The 16,186-nt window shown below is 64.1% G+C and carries 16 protein-coding genes; 10 read left to right on the forward strand and 6 right to left on the reverse strand.

Annotated elements, in window-relative coordinates; translation table 11 throughout:
• Positions 1–227 precede the first annotated feature (227 nt).
• The gene (locus NCR35_RS15165) at positions 228–1,523 is read left to right on the forward strand and encodes an MFS family transporter (RefSeq protein WP_250534970.1); all 1,296 of its coding nucleotides are present in this window, start codon (positions 228–230) and stop codon (positions 1,521–1,523) included.
• Positions 1,524–1,763: 240 nt separating this feature from the next.
• Positions 1,764–2,438 carry a hypothetical protein gene (locus NCR35_RS15170; RefSeq protein ID WP_250534971.1) on the forward strand — a complete coding sequence of 225 codons (675 nt, stop codon included), beginning with the start codon at positions 1,764–1,766 and terminating at the stop codon, positions 2,436–2,438.
• 1 nt (position 2,439) lies between these two features.
• Here NCR35_RS15170 and NCR35_RS15175 read toward each other — a convergent pair whose 3' ends face one another.
• Both NCR35_RS15175 and NCR35_RS15180 read right to left on the reverse strand, forming a co-directional pair.
• Positions 2,440–2,601 (reverse strand): hypothetical protein, encoded by a 162-nt coding sequence (locus NCR35_RS15175; RefSeq protein ID WP_250534972.1) that lies wholly within the window; start codon positions 2,599–2,601, stop codon positions 2,440–2,442.
• A 49-nt stretch (positions 2,602–2,650) separates the two neighbouring features.
• Positions 2,651–3,715 (reverse strand): AraC family transcriptional regulator, encoded by a 1,065-nt coding sequence (locus NCR35_RS15180; protein WP_502801681.1) that lies wholly within the window; start codon positions 3,713–3,715, stop codon positions 2,651–2,653.
• 103 nt (positions 3,716–3,818) lie between these two features.
• Here NCR35_RS15180 and NCR35_RS15185 point away from each other — a divergent pair, with 103 nt between their 5' ends.
• The 3 genes from NCR35_RS15185 to NCR35_RS15195 all read left to right on the forward strand — a co-directional run bounded on the left by NCR35_RS15185 (position 3,819) and on the right by NCR35_RS15195 (position 7,534).
• A complete protein-coding gene (locus tag NCR35_RS15185; protein ID WP_350029206.1) occupies positions 3,819–4,952 on the forward strand; it encodes an acyl-CoA dehydrogenase family protein in 1,134 nt (377 codons plus the stop codon).
• A 21-nt stretch (positions 4,953–4,973) separates the two neighbouring features.
• Complete coding sequence (locus tag NCR35_RS15190; RefSeq protein WP_250534976.1) at positions 4,974–6,689, forward strand: AMP-binding protein; 1,716 nt, start codon at positions 4,974–4,976, stop codon at positions 6,687–6,689.
• Positions 6,690–6,826: 137 nt separating this feature from the next.
• Positions 6,827–7,534, forward strand: coding sequence for a hypothetical protein (locus NCR35_RS15195; protein ID WP_250534978.1), 708 nt, complete (start codon positions 6,827–6,829; stop codon positions 7,532–7,534).
• A gap of 77 nt (positions 7,535–7,611) precedes the next feature.
• Here the strand turns inward: NCR35_RS15195 and NCR35_RS15200 are convergent, their stop codons facing one another.
• The 3 genes from NCR35_RS15200 to NCR35_RS15210 form a co-directional block, all read right to left on the reverse strand.
• Positions 7,612–8,163: a DUF6572 domain-containing protein gene (locus tag NCR35_RS15200; RefSeq protein ID WP_250534979.1), complete on the reverse strand. Its 552-nt coding sequence runs from the start codon at positions 8,161–8,163 to the stop codon at positions 7,612–7,614.
• Positions 8,164–8,352: 189 nt separating this feature from the next.
• Positions 8,353–9,525 carry an AI-2E family transporter YdiK gene (gene ydiK / locus NCR35_RS15205; protein ID WP_250534980.1) on the reverse strand — a complete coding sequence of 391 codons (1,173 nt, stop codon included), beginning with the start codon at positions 9,523–9,525 and terminating at the stop codon, positions 8,353–8,355.
• A 148-nt stretch (positions 9,526–9,673) separates the two neighbouring features.
• The gene (locus tag NCR35_RS15210; RefSeq protein ID WP_250534982.1) at positions 9,674–10,525 is read right to left on the reverse strand and encodes a 3-hydroxybutyryl-CoA dehydrogenase; all 852 of its coding nucleotides are present in this window, start codon (positions 10,523–10,525) and stop codon (positions 9,674–9,676) included.
• 342 nt (positions 10,526–10,867) lie between these two features.
• On the opposite strand from NCR35_RS15210, the gene NCR35_RS15215 reads away from it, so the two are divergent.
• Together NCR35_RS15215 and NCR35_RS15220 are read left to right on the forward strand one after the other, a co-directional pair.
• The gene (locus NCR35_RS15215) at positions 10,868–12,004 is read left to right on the forward strand and encodes a DUF2827 domain-containing protein (protein ID WP_250534983.1); all 1,137 of its coding nucleotides are present in this window, start codon (positions 10,868–10,870) and stop codon (positions 12,002–12,004) included.
• Positions 12,001–13,155, forward strand: a complete 1,155-nt coding sequence (locus tag NCR35_RS15220; protein WP_250534984.1) for a DUF2827 domain-containing protein — start codon at positions 12,001–12,003, stop codon at positions 13,153–13,155. The genes NCR35_RS15215 and NCR35_RS15220 overlap by 4 nt, the downstream gene beginning before the upstream one ends.
• A 16-nt stretch (positions 13,156–13,171) precedes the next feature.
• On the opposite strand, the gene NCR35_RS15225 is transcribed toward NCR35_RS15220, so the two are convergent.
• Positions 13,172–13,651 (reverse strand): 2,4'-dihydroxyacetophenone dioxygenase family protein, encoded by a 480-nt coding sequence (locus tag NCR35_RS15225; protein WP_250534985.1) that lies wholly within the window; start codon positions 13,649–13,651, stop codon positions 13,172–13,174.
• Positions 13,652–13,733: 82 nt separating this feature from the next.
• Here NCR35_RS15225 and NCR35_RS15230 point away from each other — a divergent pair, with 82 nt between their 5' ends.
• The 3 genes from NCR35_RS15230 to msrB are packed head-to-tail and all read left to right on the forward strand — an operon-like array spanning position 13,734 to position 16,007.
• On the forward strand, positions 13,734–14,696 hold the full coding sequence (locus NCR35_RS15230) for an ABC transporter ATP-binding protein (RefSeq protein WP_250534987.1): 963 nt from the start codon (positions 13,734–13,736) through the stop codon (positions 14,694–14,696).
• The gene (locus tag NCR35_RS15235) at positions 14,693–15,454 is read left to right on the forward strand and encodes an ABC transporter permease (protein ID WP_244849894.1); all 762 of its coding nucleotides are present in this window, start codon (positions 14,693–14,695) and stop codon (positions 15,452–15,454) included. The genes NCR35_RS15230 and NCR35_RS15235 overlap by 4 nt, the downstream gene beginning before the upstream one ends.
• Positions 15,455–15,500: 46 nt before the next feature.
• A complete protein-coding gene (gene msrB / locus NCR35_RS15240; protein ID WP_250534990.1) occupies positions 15,501–16,007 on the forward strand; it encodes a peptide-methionine (R)-S-oxide reductase MsrB in 507 nt (168 codons plus the stop codon).
• Positions 16,008–16,186 lie beyond the last annotated feature (179 nt).

Raw genomic sequence — 16,186 nt, forward strand, 5'->3', positions numbered from 1 at the left:
GGGGGGGGGGGGGGGGGGGGGGGGGGGGGGGGGGGGGGGGGGGGGGGGGGGGGGGGGGGGGGGGGGGCGGGGGGGGGCGGGGGGGGGGGGGGGGGGGGGGGGGGGGGGGCCCCCCCCCGCCCCCCCGACGCGTCGTTTAAACTTGCGCCCGAACGCCGAGAGAGCGTTCGGTCCCGGCTCGTGCGCCGGGCTTGCCATACGAACGAGACAAAGAGTTCACCACAAACATGACCGATCTTCCCCAATACACCGCAGAGGACACCCGGCGACGCGTTTTCGCCATCGTCGGCGCATCGTCGGGCAATCTCGTCGAGTGGTTCGACTTCTATATCTATTCGTTCCTCGCCCTCTACTTCTCGGCCGCGTTCTTCCCCGGAAGCAATCCGACCGTGCAACTGCTCAACACGGCGGGCGTATTCGCGGCGGGCTTTCTGATGCGTCCGATCGGCGGCTGGCTGTTCGGCCGGATCGCCGACAAGCACGGCCGCCGCAACGCGATGATGATCTCCGTCCTGATGATGTGCGGCGGATCGCTCGTCATCACTTTTCTGCCGACTTACGCGAGCATCGGCGCATGGGCGCCGCTCCTGCTCCTGATTGCGCGGCTGTTTCAGGGCTTGTCGGTGGGCGGCGAATACGGCACGAGCGCCACGTATATGAGCGAAGTGGCGCTGCGCGGGCGGCGCGGGTTCTTCGCGTCATTCCAGTACGTCACGCTGATCGGCGGGCAGCTTGCCGCGCTTCTCGTGCTCGTCATCCTCCAGTTTTTTCTGTCGACGGAAGAACTGAAGGCGTGGGGCTGGCGGATTCCGTTTTTCGTCGGCGCGTGCGCGGCGCTCGTTTCGCTGTATTTGCGCCGATCGCTCAATGAAACCACGACCGCCGAAATTCGCGAGCGCAAGGAAGCCGGCACGCTTGCCGGGCTGATGCAGCACAAGGGCGCGTTCATGACCGTGGTCGGCTTCACGGCGGGCGGCTCGCTCATCTTCTACACGTTCACCACGTACATGCAGAAGTATCTGGTCAACACGGCGGGCATGCACGCGAAGACCGCGAGCAACGTGATGACGCTCGCGCTCCTCGTCTATATGCTGTTGCAACCGGTGTTCGGCGCGCTGTCGGACCGCATCGGCCGCCGCCAGTCGATGCTGTGGTTCGGCGCGCTCGCCACGCTGTGCACCGTGCCGCTGCTGCACGCGCTGCGCGACGTGACGAGTCCGGTCATGGCGTTCGTGCTCGTCGTCGCGGCGCTCGCCATCGTGAGCTTCTATACGTCGATCAGCGGTCTCATCAAGGCCGAGATGTTTCCGCCTGAAGTGCGCGCGCTGGGCGTGGGTCTTTCGTATGCGGTGGCGAACGCGGTGTTCGGCGGATCGGCGGAATATGTCGCGCTCAAGTTCAAGACGGAGGGCATGGAGTCCGGCTTCTACTGGTATGTGACGGTGATGTGCGCAATCTCGCTCCTGGTCTCGTGGCGGATGATGGACCCCAGCAAGGAAGGGTACCTGCGCAACGAACCGTAAGCTTTCTGCCGCGTCTGGACCGGCGCGGCATTCTCAATCCGGCGCGCCCGGCGCGGACATCGAAGTCCGTCCGGCTTGCCGATGTCGGTAGTATGGTGTTTTATGCGGTATGTATCGGTAGACGACGCGCCGGGCCCGGCGCGCGGTGGCAATCGGAAACAGGATAAGCATGCGCGCGGCCGGATGTCGCGCTACAGCGAGGCGCGGCGTGCTGCGTCGCGGCCTGCAGGGAGCCTGTCCATGGAAGATTTCGACGAAACGTTGTTTGTCGTCTGGCGATCGAACCTGAACGTTCTAGTCGGTTCGCCCGGCGGCGCGGCGCGTCTCGCGCGCATGATGAACTTCTCGCCGTCGTTCATGAAGCTCATCGTCGCGGGTCAACGGGACTTCAACGAGGAGTTCGTGCGCGGCATCGAACTGGTGTCCGGCCTGCCGCCTCACTGGATGGACGAGCGCCGCAATGCCGCCGACGTGCCGGCCGAAGTCAAGCGCGCGCTCGACGAGGAAAGACCGTTCGCCGTCTTTCGCGGCACCGCGCACCCCGCGCCGAAGCGGTCCGTGCTGCGCGGCCCGGAGCCGCTTCTTTCGCAGACGGAAGCCACGCGCCGCGTCGCCGACCTCGCGATGCAACAGGCGGAAGTCAACCGGCGCGATCTGCTTTTCAGGAAGAATCGCGAACTGCTGTCACAAGATTTGCGCCGGCTGGAGCGCCAGCTCGGATTGCTGCAAGTGGAGCCGATGCTGCCGCGAGCCGACGAACTCATCGCCTCCGACCGCATGAGCGAAGCCGCGAAGGCCGATCTGTCCGGGCGGCTCGAACAGATCAACAAGCACGTGAAGCTGTTGCATCAGCACGTCGAGAAACTCGTCGCACTGCTTTCGACGCCGGACGAGCCGGGTCCGAACGACAGTTGAATTACTTCTTCGCTTTCTTATCCTCGCCCGGCGATTCCGGCTCTGGATGCACCGCGATCGGATCGCTGGCCGGGAACGTCTCGTCGAGGGCTTCGTCGAGCAAGTCCTCCTCGTTCGCCGGGTTCTGATCTTTCGTCGCTTCGGTCTGGCGTGGCTGGGTCATGGCGCGCTCCGCGATGTCAATCGGACGTCTCAATATAGCAGTCGCGCCGTCAGCGCGCCCACCGGTAGTCCGCCGGGCGCACGCCTGTCCATTTGCGAAACGCGCGCCGGAACGCGCTCGGTTCCGAGAAGCCGAGCGCGGCGGCGATCTCCGGAATGGTCTCGTTCGTGTCCGCGAGACGCGAGATTGCCAGGTCGCGGCGTAGCGCATCCTTGATCGCCTGCAGCGTCAGCCCTTCCTGTTTCAGACGCCGCCGCAGCGTGGCTTCGGCCATATTCAGCGACAGCGCCATGCTATCGGCATCCGGCCAGTCGGCTGGCGCAGTCTCGCGCAGGCGCTTGCGGATGCGCGCGGCGAGCGACTCGGGATTGCGATACTTCACGATGAAGTTCGCGGGCGCGTCGCGCAGAAACGTCTTCAGTGTCGATGTCGTCTGCACGACCGGGAGGGCCGCGCACTCGGGCGCGAGATCGACATGGCTTTGCGGCTGATCGAAGCGCATGGCGTCGCAGAACATCAGGCGGTATTCGTCGCTGTGGTCCGGCTCCGCACAGCGAAGGTTCGCGGCGAGCACCGGAATGCGCCGCCCGACGAGCCAGCACAGCAAGCCATACACGAGGATAAAGCCCGTCGCGTAGGCGAACATCGTCTTCGGCGCGTGCGCGTCGCGCAGCACGATTCGCACGCGCTTCTCGTCGATGTGCGGCTCGAACGTCAGCTCGTCGAGCACGAGCCGCATGAACGCCGCGATACGTCCCAGCGCCTGCGCGCCGTCGCGCGCGCCGAGCGCCGCCTGCGACATGAGCACGAAGCTGCCGCGCCGCATCGGGTGCGGGTCCTGGCCGAAGAATTCGTCGTCGAGCGCGTCGGCTATCGCGTGCCACAGCCGGCCGTACTGCGCGGGCGAAACGCGGGCGCGCGGCGAATCCAGCATCGCCGGCGCGATGCCCGCTGCGTCGAGCAGCGTTGCGCGCGCCCTGCCGCGCGCTTCGGCGCACCGCAGCGCCGCGTCGACGAGACTGACGGCGATCGAATCGCGCTCGAATTCTCTTCTGCGGATTGGGGTTGTCACTAGGTGGCGAAAGCGTTCAGTTAGCGTGATCGTTCTGGTCATCGGCCGGGCGCGGACGATTGCCTAGACTGGCGAAGCGCCCGCCGGGAACCGGCGAGCCAGTGTATCCGAACGACTGACGAGGCCATTTGCGAGTTCAACCATGATCGACAGTTTTCTCACCGAAGAGCAGCGCATGATCCGCGATGCGGCGCGCCAGTTTTCGGCTGAAGTGCTCGCGCCGAACGCGGGCCAGTGGGACCGCGACGGCGCGATTCCCGATGCCGTCGTGCGCCAGTTGGGCGAACTCGGCCTGCTCGGCATGATCGTGCCGGCGGAACTCGGCGGCACTTACAGCGACTACACCGCCTACGCGCTCGCGATGGAGGAAATCGCCGCCGGCTGCGCGTCGTGCGCGACGATGATGAGCGTGCACAACTCCGTCGGCTGCGGGCCGATTCTCGCGTACGGCACCGACGCGCAAAAGGCCGAATGGCTGCCGAAGCTCGCGAGCGGCGAAGTGATCGGCGCGTTCTGCCTCACCGAGCCCCAAGCCGGCTCCGAGGCGAACAACCTGCGCGTGCGCGCCGTCGAGCGCGACGGGCAGTGGATCATCTCGGGCAGCAAGCAGTTCGTGACCAACGGTCGGCGCGCGGGCGTGGCCATCGTGTTTGCCGTGACGGACCCGGAAGCGGGCAAGCGCGGCATCTCGGCGTTCATCGTGCCGAAGAACACGCCGGGCTTCAATGTCGGACCGCCCGAGCACAAGCTCGGCATCCGCGCATCGGATACGTGTCCGATCACCTTCGACGACTGCGCGATTCCCGCCGCGAATCTGCTCGGCGCGCGCGGCGAGGGGCTCAAGATCGCGCTGTCGAATCTGGAAGGCGGGCGCATCGGAATTGCGGCGCAGGCGCTCGGCATCGCGCGCGCGGCCTTCGATGCAGCGCGCGCCTACTCGCGCGATCGCGTGCAGTTCGGCAAGCCGATTCGCGAGCATCAGTCGGTCGCGAACATGCTCGCCGACATGCAGACGCAGATCAACGCCGCGCGGCTTCTGGTGCTGCACGCGGCGCGCATGCGCACGGAGGGCGTGCCGTGTCTGTCGGAGGCGTCGCAGGCGAAGCTGTTCGCATCCGAGATGGCCGAGCGCGTGTGCTCGGACGCGATCCAGATTCACGGCGGCTACGGCTATCTTCAGGACTACCCGGTGGAGCGGCATTATCGCGATGCCCGCATCACGCAGATTTACGAAGGCACGAGCGAAGTCCAGCGCATGGTGATTGCGCGCAATGTCTAGCGGCACATGAAAGGAGACGCCATGAATCGAGCCCGGCCGTTCATAGAAGCGAGAGACTTTCTGCTGCGTCACCGTACCGATTACGACACCGCGTACCGCGAGTTCGAATGGCCCGTGCTCGACCGCTTCAACTGGGCGCTCGATTATTTCGATCCTATGGCGCGCGGCAACGACGCGCCTGCGCTTTGCATCGTCGATGAAAGCGGCGATGAAACGCGCCTCAGCTTCGCGGAGATGAGCGAGCGGTCGGCGCGCGTCGCGAATCACCTGCGCGCGCTCGGCGTGAAGCGCGGCGAGCGCATTCTCCTGATGCTGCCGAATCGCGTCGAGTTGTGGGAAACGATGCTCGCCGCGATGAAGCTCGGCGCAGTCGTACTGCCCGCGACGACGCAGCTTGCAAGCGGCGATCTGCGCGATCGCATCGCGCTCGGGCGTGTGGATCACGTCATCGTGGATGCGAACGAGACACACAAGTTCGACGGCATCGACTTGCGCGGACTGCGCTTGTCCGTCGGCGGGGCGCGCGACGGCTGGCTCGGCTACGACGCGGCGTACGATGCATCGCCCGAATTTCACGCGGACGCCGAAACCAAGGCGAGCGATCCGTATCTCCTTTACTTCACATCGGGCACCACGTCGAAGCCGAAGCTCGTCGCGCATACGCACGAAAGCTATCCGGTCGGCCACCTTTCGACGATGTACTGGATCGGCCTGCAACCCGGCGACGTGCATTGGAATATCAGTTCGCCCGGCTGGGCGAAGCACGCGTGGAGCTGCTTCTTCGCGCCGTGGAATGCGCAGGCGTGCGTCTTTATCTACAACTTCAGCCGCTTCGACGCCGCGCGCACGCTGAACGTGCTGGTGACGCACGACGTCACCACGCTCTGCGCGCCGCCGACCGTGTGGCGCATGCTCGTACAGGAACCGCTGGCGTCGTACAAGGTGAAGCTGCGCGAGATCGTCGGGGCGGGCGAGCCGCTCAATCCGGAAGTCGTCGAGCGCGTGCAGGCGGCGTGGGGCGTGCCGATTCGCGATGGCTACGGGCAGACGGAAACCACCGCGCAGATCGCCAACTCGCCGGGCCAGCGGCTCGTGCCCGGCTCGATGGGACGTCCGCTGCCGGGGTATCGCGTGGTGCTGCTCGATCCGGAAGGCAACTCCGCCGACGAAGGGGAGATTGCGCTCTCGCTCGATCCGCCGCCGCTCGGTCTGATGACCGGTTACGCGGACAACCCCGCCGCCACCGAGAACGCGATGCGCGGCGGCTTCTATCGCACATCCGATGTTGCGGCATGCGGCGCGGACGGCTATTTCACGTATGTCGGGCGCGCCGACGACGTGTTCAAGTCTTCCGATTACCGTCTGAGCCCCTTCGAACTGGAGAGCGTGCTGATCGAACACGAAGCGATTGCCGAGGCCGCGGTCGTGCCGAGCCCCGATCCGCTGCGGCTTTCAGTGCCGAAAGCGTTCGTCACGCTGCGGCACGGCTTCACGATGGGCCCCGACCTCGCGCGCAGCGTCTTCGCGTTCTCGCGTGAGCGGCTCGCGCCGTACAAGCGCATCCGGCGGATCGAGTTTGCCGAATTGCCGAAGACGATTTCGGGCAAGATCCGGCGCGTCGATCTGCGCCGACAGGAAGCGGCCCGCGCGCAGGACGGCGCGCGCGGCGCGTTCGAATTCTGGGAGGACGATTTCCCCGAACTGCGACAGTCGGGCATGGCCGATAACGCGAAATGATCGGGCGGGGCGTTGCATCGACGATCGGAGGAATTGGCAAGCAAATGTAACGCGGGGCAGCGCGCCGCGAACCGTCGGGAGAGCCGCTGGTCGAAACGGCTCATTCACGTCGGAACATTTGAAGGAGGAACCCGATCATGTCGAATCGGTCGCTACGGATCGCGCTCGTTGCAACGGCTCTCGCAGGCGCGCTCGCGACGCCGGCCGCGTCTTACGCACAAATCAATCTCCAGCAGTTCGGCTTCGGCAACAAGTCGGAGTCGTCGGGACAGGCCGGCGACAGCGCGGGGCAGCCGTCCGCCCTCGGCTCGCTCGTGCAGAACTATCTCGGCGCGAACCAGCAAGTGTTGAGTGGACAGTCGAGCCTCGCGTCAGCGATGGGCATGTCGAGCGTCGCGAGTCAGGCTCAGTCGGCGGCGGGCTTGTTGTCGAGCGCGACGAGCGGCGGCGCGCCGAGCACCAGCATGTTGTCGCAACTCGGCGGCACGCAGCAGAGCGTGTCGCAATCGCTGATGCAGGCGTTCGCGAACAAGTCGGCAACGCCGCCGACCGCCGCGAGCAAGCAGACGTTCACGGACGGACTGGCGTCGTTGGGGCAGGGCGTGAAGCAGTACGCGGGGCTTCAGTCGGACCTGGGCGCGGTGAAGGACACGATGAACGTGTCGTCGCTACTGCAGGCGGGATCGAACCCGGCAACGGCGCAGGCGGCTACTTACATCGCGCAGTCGGCGCCGGGGCAATTGCAATCGCTCGTGCAAACGTTGACGCAGGCGGTGCAGTACGCCAAGACGAACGGCATCTCGGTGCCGTCGATTGCCAGCTCCGCGCTCGGCATGGGCAAGTAAGAGGCGGTATCGCGAACGAAAAAAGGCGAGGCACCGGGCCTCGCCTTTTCATTTCGTAGGTTCGCTTTTTTCGATAACTACATCGAAGCACGCCGCAGCGATAGCCGCGTCAGGATCGGCAGCGTATGCGCGCGACGCTGCTGCGACACCAGTGGCGGCAAGAAAGAAATCTCAGCGCTTTCCGCCAGATGCATGCGCGGCTCCGGGTCCAGCACTTCCAGTGCAGGCGGCTCGACGAGTTCTTCGACTTCTTCTGCCACCACGACTTGCGCCGGTTCCTCGGCTTTGAGTCCGAGCGAACGACGCACATCCACGCCGCGCGTGCGGACGGTGAAGCCCGCGCTGCGAATCAGACTCTCGCGCGTTCTCCAGAACGCGGCGGCGGACGGGGGCATGGCGTGCATCGACACATATTCGATCACGATCTCATAACCCCGGACTTTAGGATAATTCAGTAGTAATTTTCCCGACCTGATATATCGGGTGTAGCGGTCGATTTTCTTCGTCAGTAATTCCTGGTGCAGTTCTTCGTCTTGCCAGTCGAGGTCGTCGAAAAGGCCAACGTATACCTGCTTGAACAGAATATTGATTCCGATGTAATCGATGGCGTCCACGTCGCGCAGAGACATGGTCATTCCCCTACGCCCTTCAGCGGGCAAGTATCAAAGACCCGCATTGTAATGGATGTGTGCCGTCGATTTCGCTTCAAACGCCGTGTGCTGTAAGGCGCAACAGCGTTTTTAGTCACACTCCTAAGACACATTTGGAATAATTCCGACTGTTCTGTGTGATTCTGTAAAGACTCATTTTGAGATAAGTCACGGACGCGGCCGTGACGCATCCGCCAAACCCTTTTCCGGCGCGGCGCGGGCGATTTCCTCGGTGGCGATTGCGTCGACTTGAGGCATGGACGGCTGCTCGTTAATCCACGCATTCAAAATGGTGGACGTGACCGCAAGAATAACGGGCCCGATGAATAATCCGACTATTCCGAATGCAAACATGCCGCCGAGTACGCCGGAGAGAATCAGCAGCATCGACAGATTGACGCCGCGCTGAATCAGCAGCGGACGCAAGAAGTTGTCGAGCATCGCGATCATGAGCGACCACACCAACAACAGCGCCGCCGCGACGTGCGAGCCGTGCCAGAAAAGCCAGGCGACGCCGCCGAGCAGCGGCAGAAGCGGGCCGATCTGCGCGAGACACAGCATGAGCATGACCGCCGTGATGACGCCGGCGGCCGGCACCCCGGCGATCCACAGACCGATTCCGCCGAGCGCCGACTGCGTGACCGCCGTCACGACGATGCCGAGCGCGACCGCGCGCACGGCGAGCCCGGCGAGCTTGACGGCCTCCGCGCCGCGCTGCGCCGCGACGCGCGTCGCGAAGCGCACCACGAAGCTGCCCGCCGCCTCGCCGCGCGTGTACAGAATGCCGGCGATGATGATGGTGATCACCATGTGCATCACGAACACGCCGACGACCGCCGCGTGTGAAAGCATCCAGCGCGCCGCGATGGTCACGTAAGGTTCGAGCTTCGCGAGCATGCCGCCGGGGCCGGCGTCGGAAAGCGATTGCCATTCGGTCGAGGCGCGCTGCCCGACGAGCGGAACGTCGTGGACCCAGGCGGGCGGGGGCGGCAGCGCGTACGTCGGCAGGCTCTTGATCGCGGACATGATTTCGCCGCCATGCAGCGCGAGCGTGCTGATCGCCTGATAGAGCGGCAGCACGATCACGATCAGCAGCCCGAGCAGCATGACCGTGGTCGCGATCCAGCGGCGATTGCCGCAGCGGCGCTGCACCGCGAGCATCAGCGGCCACGTGGCGACGACGATGGTCGTCGCCCAGATGAGGCCCGGCAGAAACGGGCGCAGGATGAACAGGCTGCCGGCCGCGAGCGCCGACAGAATGGAGATCACGAGCAGAATGCGGGCGATGTCGACCGGCTGTCGCGGATTCAGGTTCGGCTGCCCGTTGGGAGAGATTTGCATGATGCGAGCGTGTCGGGATGATTCGATGAGCGCGGCGAGCGGCGCATCCGCTAAGGAATAAGCCAAAGCGGTGGCGCAAGCAAGCGCCTTGCAGCGGAAGACCGCGATCATACGGTATCCGATGCATGCCACCCCGCCGCCCGACCGCTCAATCGTAGCGGTACACGCCGCGTTTGGTCTTGCGGCCGAGGTGCCCCGCGGCGACGAGTTCACGCAGCAACGGGCACGCGCGGTACTTCGAATCGCCGAAGTCTTTAAGGAACACGTCCATCACGGACAGGCACACGTCGAGGCCGATCAGATCCGCGAGCGCGAGCGGGCCGATCGGGTGATTCGCGCCGAGTTTCATGCCCGTGTCGATCTCCTCGGCCGTTGCCACGCCTTCGTACAGCACGAAGAACGCCTCGTTGATCATCGGCACGAGCACGCGATTGACGACGAAGCCGGGCGAATTGCGCACGCCGATCGGCGACTTGTCGAGCTTCTCGGTGAGTTCGCGCACGGCGGTCACTGTTTCGTCGCTCGTCTGCACGCCGCGGATCACTTCCACCAGTTGCAACAGCGGCACCGGATTAAAGAAGTGCATGCCGATGAAGCGCTCCGGATGCGCGAGCGTGGCGGCGAGCGCGGTAATCGAAATGGACGACGTGTTCGATGCGATGATCGCATCCGCGCGCGCCGCCGCCTCGATTTGCCCGAGAATGCGATGCTTGAGCTCGACGTTCTCGGTTGCCGCCTCGATCACGATGTCCGCTGCCGAAAGCCGCGCATAGTCCGTGGACGTCTCGATGCGCGCGATGGCCGCGTCGCGCGTGGCGGCGTCGAGCTTGTCCTTCGCGACGAGGCGTTCGAGACTCGCAGTCAGCGTGGCGACGCCCTTGGCGAGCGCGGCGTCGGTGACGTCGATCATCACGACGTCGAAGCCCGCGACGGCCGCGACCTGCGCGATGCCGTTGCCCATCGTTCCTGCCCCGACGATACCGACGGTCTGAATGTTCATGCTGCGTTCCTCCTGTTCGTGATGCGTTGAGATATGTGGTGCCCGCGCCCACGCTGATTCTAAACAGCCGCGTCGAGCCTCGCCCTGGCCTTGCGATATTTCCTAATCTTTGACCTACACTCAGTTCATCAAACGACGGCCGCAAAGCAGTTGATAGAATGCGCGGCCCTTGATTCGCCCGTCAGCGCGGTCGTCCGTCGCGTCGCTTCGACTTTTTCCGCGCTCCGGTCATTGTCCTGAATCAACTTTCGAAGCCACGCCGGTCTTGCGCAACGGCGCTGTGTCGTGCTTGCCTCGCCGGACGTGCGGCAGCGTCTTTTCGGAGTCTTGAAAGTGGTGTCAATGAGAATCGGCATTTCGATGGCGAGCTACGAAGGACAAAGCATCTGGTCCAACGGAATGGGCCAGAACATCGTCTTTCTCGCGGAACTGTTTCAGCGTCTGCCGTTCGTTTCGTCCGTCGTCCTGATCGATGTCGGCGCGCTCGCGGCCATGCCGCAAGACGTCGACGTGGCCGGCAAGAAGCTGCGCGTGATCGGCACTCGCGAGGCCACCGATGCCGTCGATGTCGTCATCGAACTGGGCGGCGCGCTCGATGTCGGCTGGCTCGACCTGATGCGCGCACGCGGGCGCAAGGTCGTGTTTTATGTGGTGGGTCAGCCGTATCTCGGACTCGCCGAACCCGCCGTGTTCGAGAAGCCGAGCCACATGTCGCGCCCCGATCGCTGCGACGAAGTCTGGCTGCTGTCCAAGGACGCGCCGTCCGCGCCGATCATGCGCACGCTGCATCGCTGCGACGTGTTCGAGGTGCCGTATATCTGGCATCCGCAGTTCTTGCAGGCGCGCATCGCGCATGTCGCGCAACACGGCTACCACTACGGTTACCGGACGCGGGCGGAAGCGGGCGCGCAGGGGCTGCGCGTCGGCATCCTCGAACCGAACATTTCGGTGCAGAAAGCCTCGGCCATTCCCATGCTGATCTGCGAAGAGGCGTATCGCGCGGAGAGCGGCAGTGTCGCGTCCATGATCGCGCTCAACACCGTCCACATGAAGGAACACCCGAAGCTTCTGCACATGGCGAATTCGCTCGACCTCGTGCGGGATCATCGCGCGCTTTTCGAGGGGCGGCACGATGTCGTGAGCTTCATGGCGATGCACGGCGACGCAATCGTCTCGCATCAATGGGCCAACGACCAAAATTATCTCTACCTTGATGCGCTTTACGGCGGCTATCCGCTGATCCACAACTCGCCGTGGCTTGCAGACGCGGGCTACTACTATCCCGACTTCGACGTTCAGGAGGGCGCGCGCCAGTTGCTGCGCGCGCTGCGCGAGCACGACGCCGCGCTCGACGATTATCGGGCGCGCGCCGCTCGCGTGATCGACGCTGTGAACCCGTTCAATGCGGCTAATCTCGACGCTTACGCGCATCGTCTGATGCACCTTTGGAACCGACCGAACCGGAGCGCCGCACGATGAGCTCCATCAACGCCGCCAGCAAGAAAACGCCGCGCCGCCTGCGCGTAGGCGTGTCCGTGTATGTCCGCGCAGGCGGACAGTCGATGTTCGAGAGCGGCATCGCGCAGAACGCGCTGTTCCTCATTCAACTGCTGGCACGCTCGCCGCGCGTGGACGCGGTGTACATCGTCGCGAGCGGCGACGGCACGCGCGAGGACGCGAAACGCTTCATGGCGGATGCGCCCGCGCCGATCATCGAGCCGGAATCGGCGCTCGGCCGGCTGGATGTGATGATCGAACTGCACGCGCAGCTGCAGCGCGACTGGGTGCTCCGGTTCCGTGAGCGCGGCGGGAAGATCGTCTCGATGCGCGTCGGCAATGACTACGTGCTCGATATCGAGCGCATGATCTTTTCGTTGCCGCCAGCGGGACTCGTGCCGCAAGTGCCATACGATGCCGTGTGGACGCTGCCCGAGTACGAGAAGTCGTGCAAGCCGTACTTTCAGGCGCTCGGCCGCGCGCCGGTCATCATCGTGCCGCACATCTGGAGCCCGATGCTCCTCGAACACGATGCGCGCAATCTGCCCGAAGGCCTCGCGTTCGGTTATCAGCCGGGCAAGCGGCGCTGGCGCATCGGCATCTTCGAACCTAACGTCTCCATGGTGAAGACGAGCTACGTGCCGCTGCTCAGTTGCGAGTGCGCGCATCGGGCCGATCCGAACGTGATCGACGCCGTCCGCGTCTACGGCACCGCCAAGCTGAAAGAGCAGCCGACGTTCGTCGAGTTCGCGCGCAGTCTCGACGTGGTCAGGCATAACCTCGCGTCGTTCGAAGCGCGCTTTCCGTTTGCGCAGATCGTGCCGCGCGAAGTGGATGCGGTGGTCAGTCATCACTGGGAGAACGCGCAGAATTATCTGTATTACGAGGCGCTTCACGGCGGCTATCCGCTGATTCACAACTCGCATCTCATCGGGGCGTGCGGCTATCGTTACCAGGGTTTCGACTGCGAAGACGGCGGCCGCGCGTTGCGCACGGCGTTCGAGCAACACGACGCGAATCTCGACGCTTACCGCGCGACCGCGCAGGCGTTTCTGCGAACGCTCGACCCGCTGCACGATGCCAACGTGCGCGCCTATTCGGACGCGCTCGACGCGCTCTTCGCGAAGCCTTGATGCAACCGCCCGCGCGCTAGCCGAACGCCGTCAGATCTTTCGGCGTCAGGCCATGCGCGCGGCAGTAGCCCGCGTATCGTTCCCAGCCGCTGCGCCAGTTCTCCGTGGCGAGCGTGCGCCCGTTCTCGTCGACGAACACGAGTTCGCCGTGAATGATGTTCAGCGTGATGATGTCCGGCGCAGCCGGCTGCGGCGCGACGGCTTCCGGCGTGTGACTCGACCCGGCAGTCTCATACACGATGCTGCCTGTCTCGGCGATCCAGTCGTGCTCGCGATACTTCCAGCGCCCCTGCACCGTATAGACGATGACCGTGCCGGTATGCCGGTGGCGCGGCATCTCGCCTTTGGCCGGCGCTTTCAATAGCGCGATGGTCTCGCCGCGAATCGCGTCCAGCTTGAAGTACTTCACCATCACATGCTCGCTGTAGGGCGTGAAGGGCACCCACGGCACGTCGGCGTCGTTGAGGCAGGCGGTCTGAATCTGTTCGAAAAACATGTCGGCTCCCTGGCTTTGGCGGACACATTGTAGGCACCGCACGGCGCGCCGAACATCGGCCATTCGGACGACCCCTTCGTCCATGCCGAATCGCGCGGTATCTGCTATCGTCCACGCCATGCCGAACATCATCACTATTTCCAATCTCTCCAAGACCTACGCGTCGGGATTTTCCGCGCTCAAGGGCGTGAACCTGGAGATCCGGCGCGGCGAAATTTTCGCGCTGCTCGGTCCGAACGGGGCGGGCAAGACGACGCTTATCTCCACCGTCTGCGGCATCGTGAGAGCGAGCCAGGGGCAGGTCACCGTCGCGGGTCACGATATCGTCACCGACTACCGCGCCGCCCGCGCGATGATCGGGCTCGTGCCGCAAGAACTCACGACCGACGCGTTCGAGACCGTGTGGGCCACCGTGTCGTTCAGCCGAGGACTGTTCGGGCGCGCGCCGAATCCGGCGCACATCGAGCGTGTCTTGAAGTCACTGTCGCTGTGGAGCAAGAAGGACAACAAGATCATGACGCTCTCGGGCGGCATGAAACGGCGCGTGCTGATTGCCAAGGCGCTCTCGCACGAGCCTGACATTCTTTTTCTCGACGAGCCGACCGCCGGCGTCGATGTCGAACTGCGCCGCGATATGTGGAATCTCGTGCGGGCGCTGAAGGAGAAGGGCGTCACCATCATTCTGACGACGCATTACATCGAAGAAGCGGAGGAGATGGCCGACCGCATCGGCGTCATCAATCGCGGCGAGATCGTGCTCGTCGAAGAGAAAGCCGAACTGATGCGTAAGCTCGGGCAGAAGAATCTCACGCTGCAACTCGAGCAACCGCTCGCCGCCGTTCCCGCGCCGCTCGCGCCGTACGGTCTCACGCTGTCGGCGAGCGGCACGGAACTCACTTATACATATGACGCGCACGACGAGCCGGGGCGCATCATCGCGCTCTTGCGCCATGTCGACGAAGCCGGCGTGCGCTTCAAGGATCTGCAAACGACGCAAAGCTCACTGGAAGACATTTTCGTGAGCCTCGTCAGGGACGCCAAATGAATCTACACGCAGTTCGAGCAATCTACCGCTTCGAGATGGCGCGCGCCGGGCGCACGCTGATGCAAAGCATCGTGTCGCCGGTCATCTCCACATCGCTTTACTTCGTCGTGTTCGGCGCGGCCATCGGCACGCGCATTCCGGAAGTGGACGGCATCAGCTACGGCGCGTTCATCGTGCCGGGGCTCGTCATGTTGTCGCTGCTCACGCAGAGCATCGCGAATGCGTCGTTCGGCATCTACTTTCCACGCTTTACCGGCACCATCTACGAACTGCTGTCCGCGCCGGTGTCGTATCTGGAACTCGTCATCAGTTATGTCGGCGCGGCGGCCACTAAGTCGATCATTCTCGGCCTCATCATTCTTGCTACGGCGCGGCTTTTCGTGCCGCTGCGCATCGATCATCCGGTGTGGATGATTTTGTTTCTTCTGCTGACATCGGTCACTTTCAGCCTGCTCGGTTTCATCATCGGAATATGGGCCGACGGCTTCGAGAAACTCCAGATCATTCCGCTCCTGATCGTGACGCCGCTCACGTTTCTCGGCGGCAGCTTTTATTCGATCAATATCCTTCCGCCATTTTGGAAGACGGTCGCGCTGTTCAATCCGGTCGTCTATCTCATCAGCGGATTTCGCTGGAGCTTTTATGGCCTCGCGGACGTGCAAGTCGGCACAAGCCTTGCGATGACGCTCGTGTTCCTGGCAATCTTCATTGCCATCGTCGCGTGGATCTTCAAGACCGGGTATCGACTGAAGGCATAGCAAACCGCGGCGCCACGCGACGGGAAAGAAGGAGGGCGTTCATCCGATGAAAATCATCAGACGCACGAAACGAAATTTTCTCGGCGCGATGGCCGCGACGCTGGCGGGCGGCATTGCGCCGTGGCGGCAGGGGATGGCCGGCACGCGGGCGAGCGCCATTCCTGAGTTCGAGGTCGAGCACAGCCGCACGCACTGGCGCCGGCGCTTGTCCGCGCAGCAGTATCGCGTGTTGCGGCGTGGGGCGACAGAGCCGCCGTTTTCCAGTTCGCTTCTCGAAGAAAGCCGCAGGGGAACGTTCGCGTGCGCGGGCTGCGGGTTGCCGCTCTTTTCGTCGGAGACGAAGTTCGAAAGCGGAACCGGCTGGCCGAGCTTCTGGGTGCCGCTGGACGGCGCCGTATCGACGCATGCGAGCAGTGCGTCGGTACCGTTGCCGAATGAAGTGCATTGCCGGCGTTGCGGCGGTCACCTGGGCCATGTGTTCGACGACGGCCCGAATCCGACGGGCCTTCGCTATTGCATCAACGGCGCGGCGCTCGTCTTTCAAGCGGCGTGACATGCTGTCGGCGGCATCGCGAGGCGTGTCCTCTTGCGGCTATACCTTCGCCGGCCGGGGCAAAAAAGTTCGCACTCCCTGACAATCGACAACGGCCGCCGCGCGCCGGTCGGCAGATTAAGAAATATCTAGTGGCCGATGATCCGGCACTTGTTTAAGTTGTCGCTACTTTGTTGGCA

Source organism: Caballeronia sp. AZ10_KS36, from assembly GCF_023631105.1.
In the GTDB taxonomy this organism is placed as follows: domain Bacteria; phylum Pseudomonadota; class Gammaproteobacteria; order Burkholderiales; family Burkholderiaceae; genus Caballeronia.

Excerpts from the sequence above, each read along its gene's own strand:
- NCR35_RS15210 (WP_250534982.1), bottom strand. The coding sequence starts at position 10,525 with ATGAACATTCAGACCGTCGGTATCGTCGGGGCAGGAACGATGGGCAAC.
- NCR35_RS15235 (WP_244849894.1), top strand. The coding sequence starts at position 14,693 with ATGAATCTACACGCAGTTCGAGCAATCTACCGCTTCGAGATGGCGCGC.
- NCR35_RS15180 (WP_502801681.1), bottom strand. The coding sequence starts at position 3,715 with ATGACCAGAACGATCACGCTAACTGAACGCTTTCGCCACCTAGTGACA.
- msrB (WP_250534990.1), top strand. The coding sequence starts at position 15,501 with ATGAAAATCATCAGACGCACGAAACGAAATTTTCTCGGCGCGATGGCC.
- NCR35_RS15200 (WP_250534979.1), bottom strand. The coding sequence starts at position 8,163 with ATGTCTCTGCGCGACGTGGACGCCATCGATTACATCGGAATCAATATT.
- NCR35_RS15195 (WP_250534978.1), top strand. The coding sequence starts at position 6,827 with ATGTCGAATCGGTCGCTACGGATCGCGCTCGTTGCAACGGCTCTCGCA.
- NCR35_RS15215 (WP_250534983.1), top strand. The coding sequence starts at position 10,868 with ATGAGAATCGGCATTTCGATGGCGAGCTACGAAGGACAAAGCATCTGG.
- NCR35_RS15165 (WP_250534970.1), top strand. The coding sequence starts at position 228 with ATGACCGATCTTCCCCAATACACCGCAGAGGACACCCGGCGACGCGTT.
- NCR35_RS15230 (WP_250534987.1), top strand. The coding sequence starts at position 13,734 with ATGCCGAATCGCGCGGTATCTGCTATCGTCCACGCCATGCCGAACATC.
- NCR35_RS15220 (WP_250534984.1), top strand. The coding sequence starts at position 12,001 with ATGAGCTCCATCAACGCCGCCAGCAAGAAAACGCCGCGCCGCCTGCGC.
- NCR35_RS15175 (WP_250534972.1), bottom strand. The coding sequence starts at position 2,601 with ATGACCCAGCCACGCCAGACCGAAGCGACGAAAGATCAGAACCCGGCG.
- NCR35_RS15225 (WP_250534985.1), bottom strand. The coding sequence starts at position 13,651 with ATGTTTTTCGAACAGATTCAGACCGCCTGCCTCAACGACGCCGACGTG.
- NCR35_RS15170 (WP_250534971.1), top strand. The coding sequence starts at position 1,764 with ATGGAAGATTTCGACGAAACGTTGTTTGTCGTCTGGCGATCGAACCTG.
- NCR35_RS15190 (WP_250534976.1), top strand. The coding sequence starts at position 4,974 with ATGAATCGAGCCCGGCCGTTCATAGAAGCGAGAGACTTTCTGCTGCGT.
- ydiK (WP_250534980.1), bottom strand. The coding sequence starts at position 9,525 with ATGCAAATCTCTCCCAACGGGCAGCCGAACCTGAATCCGCGACAGCCG.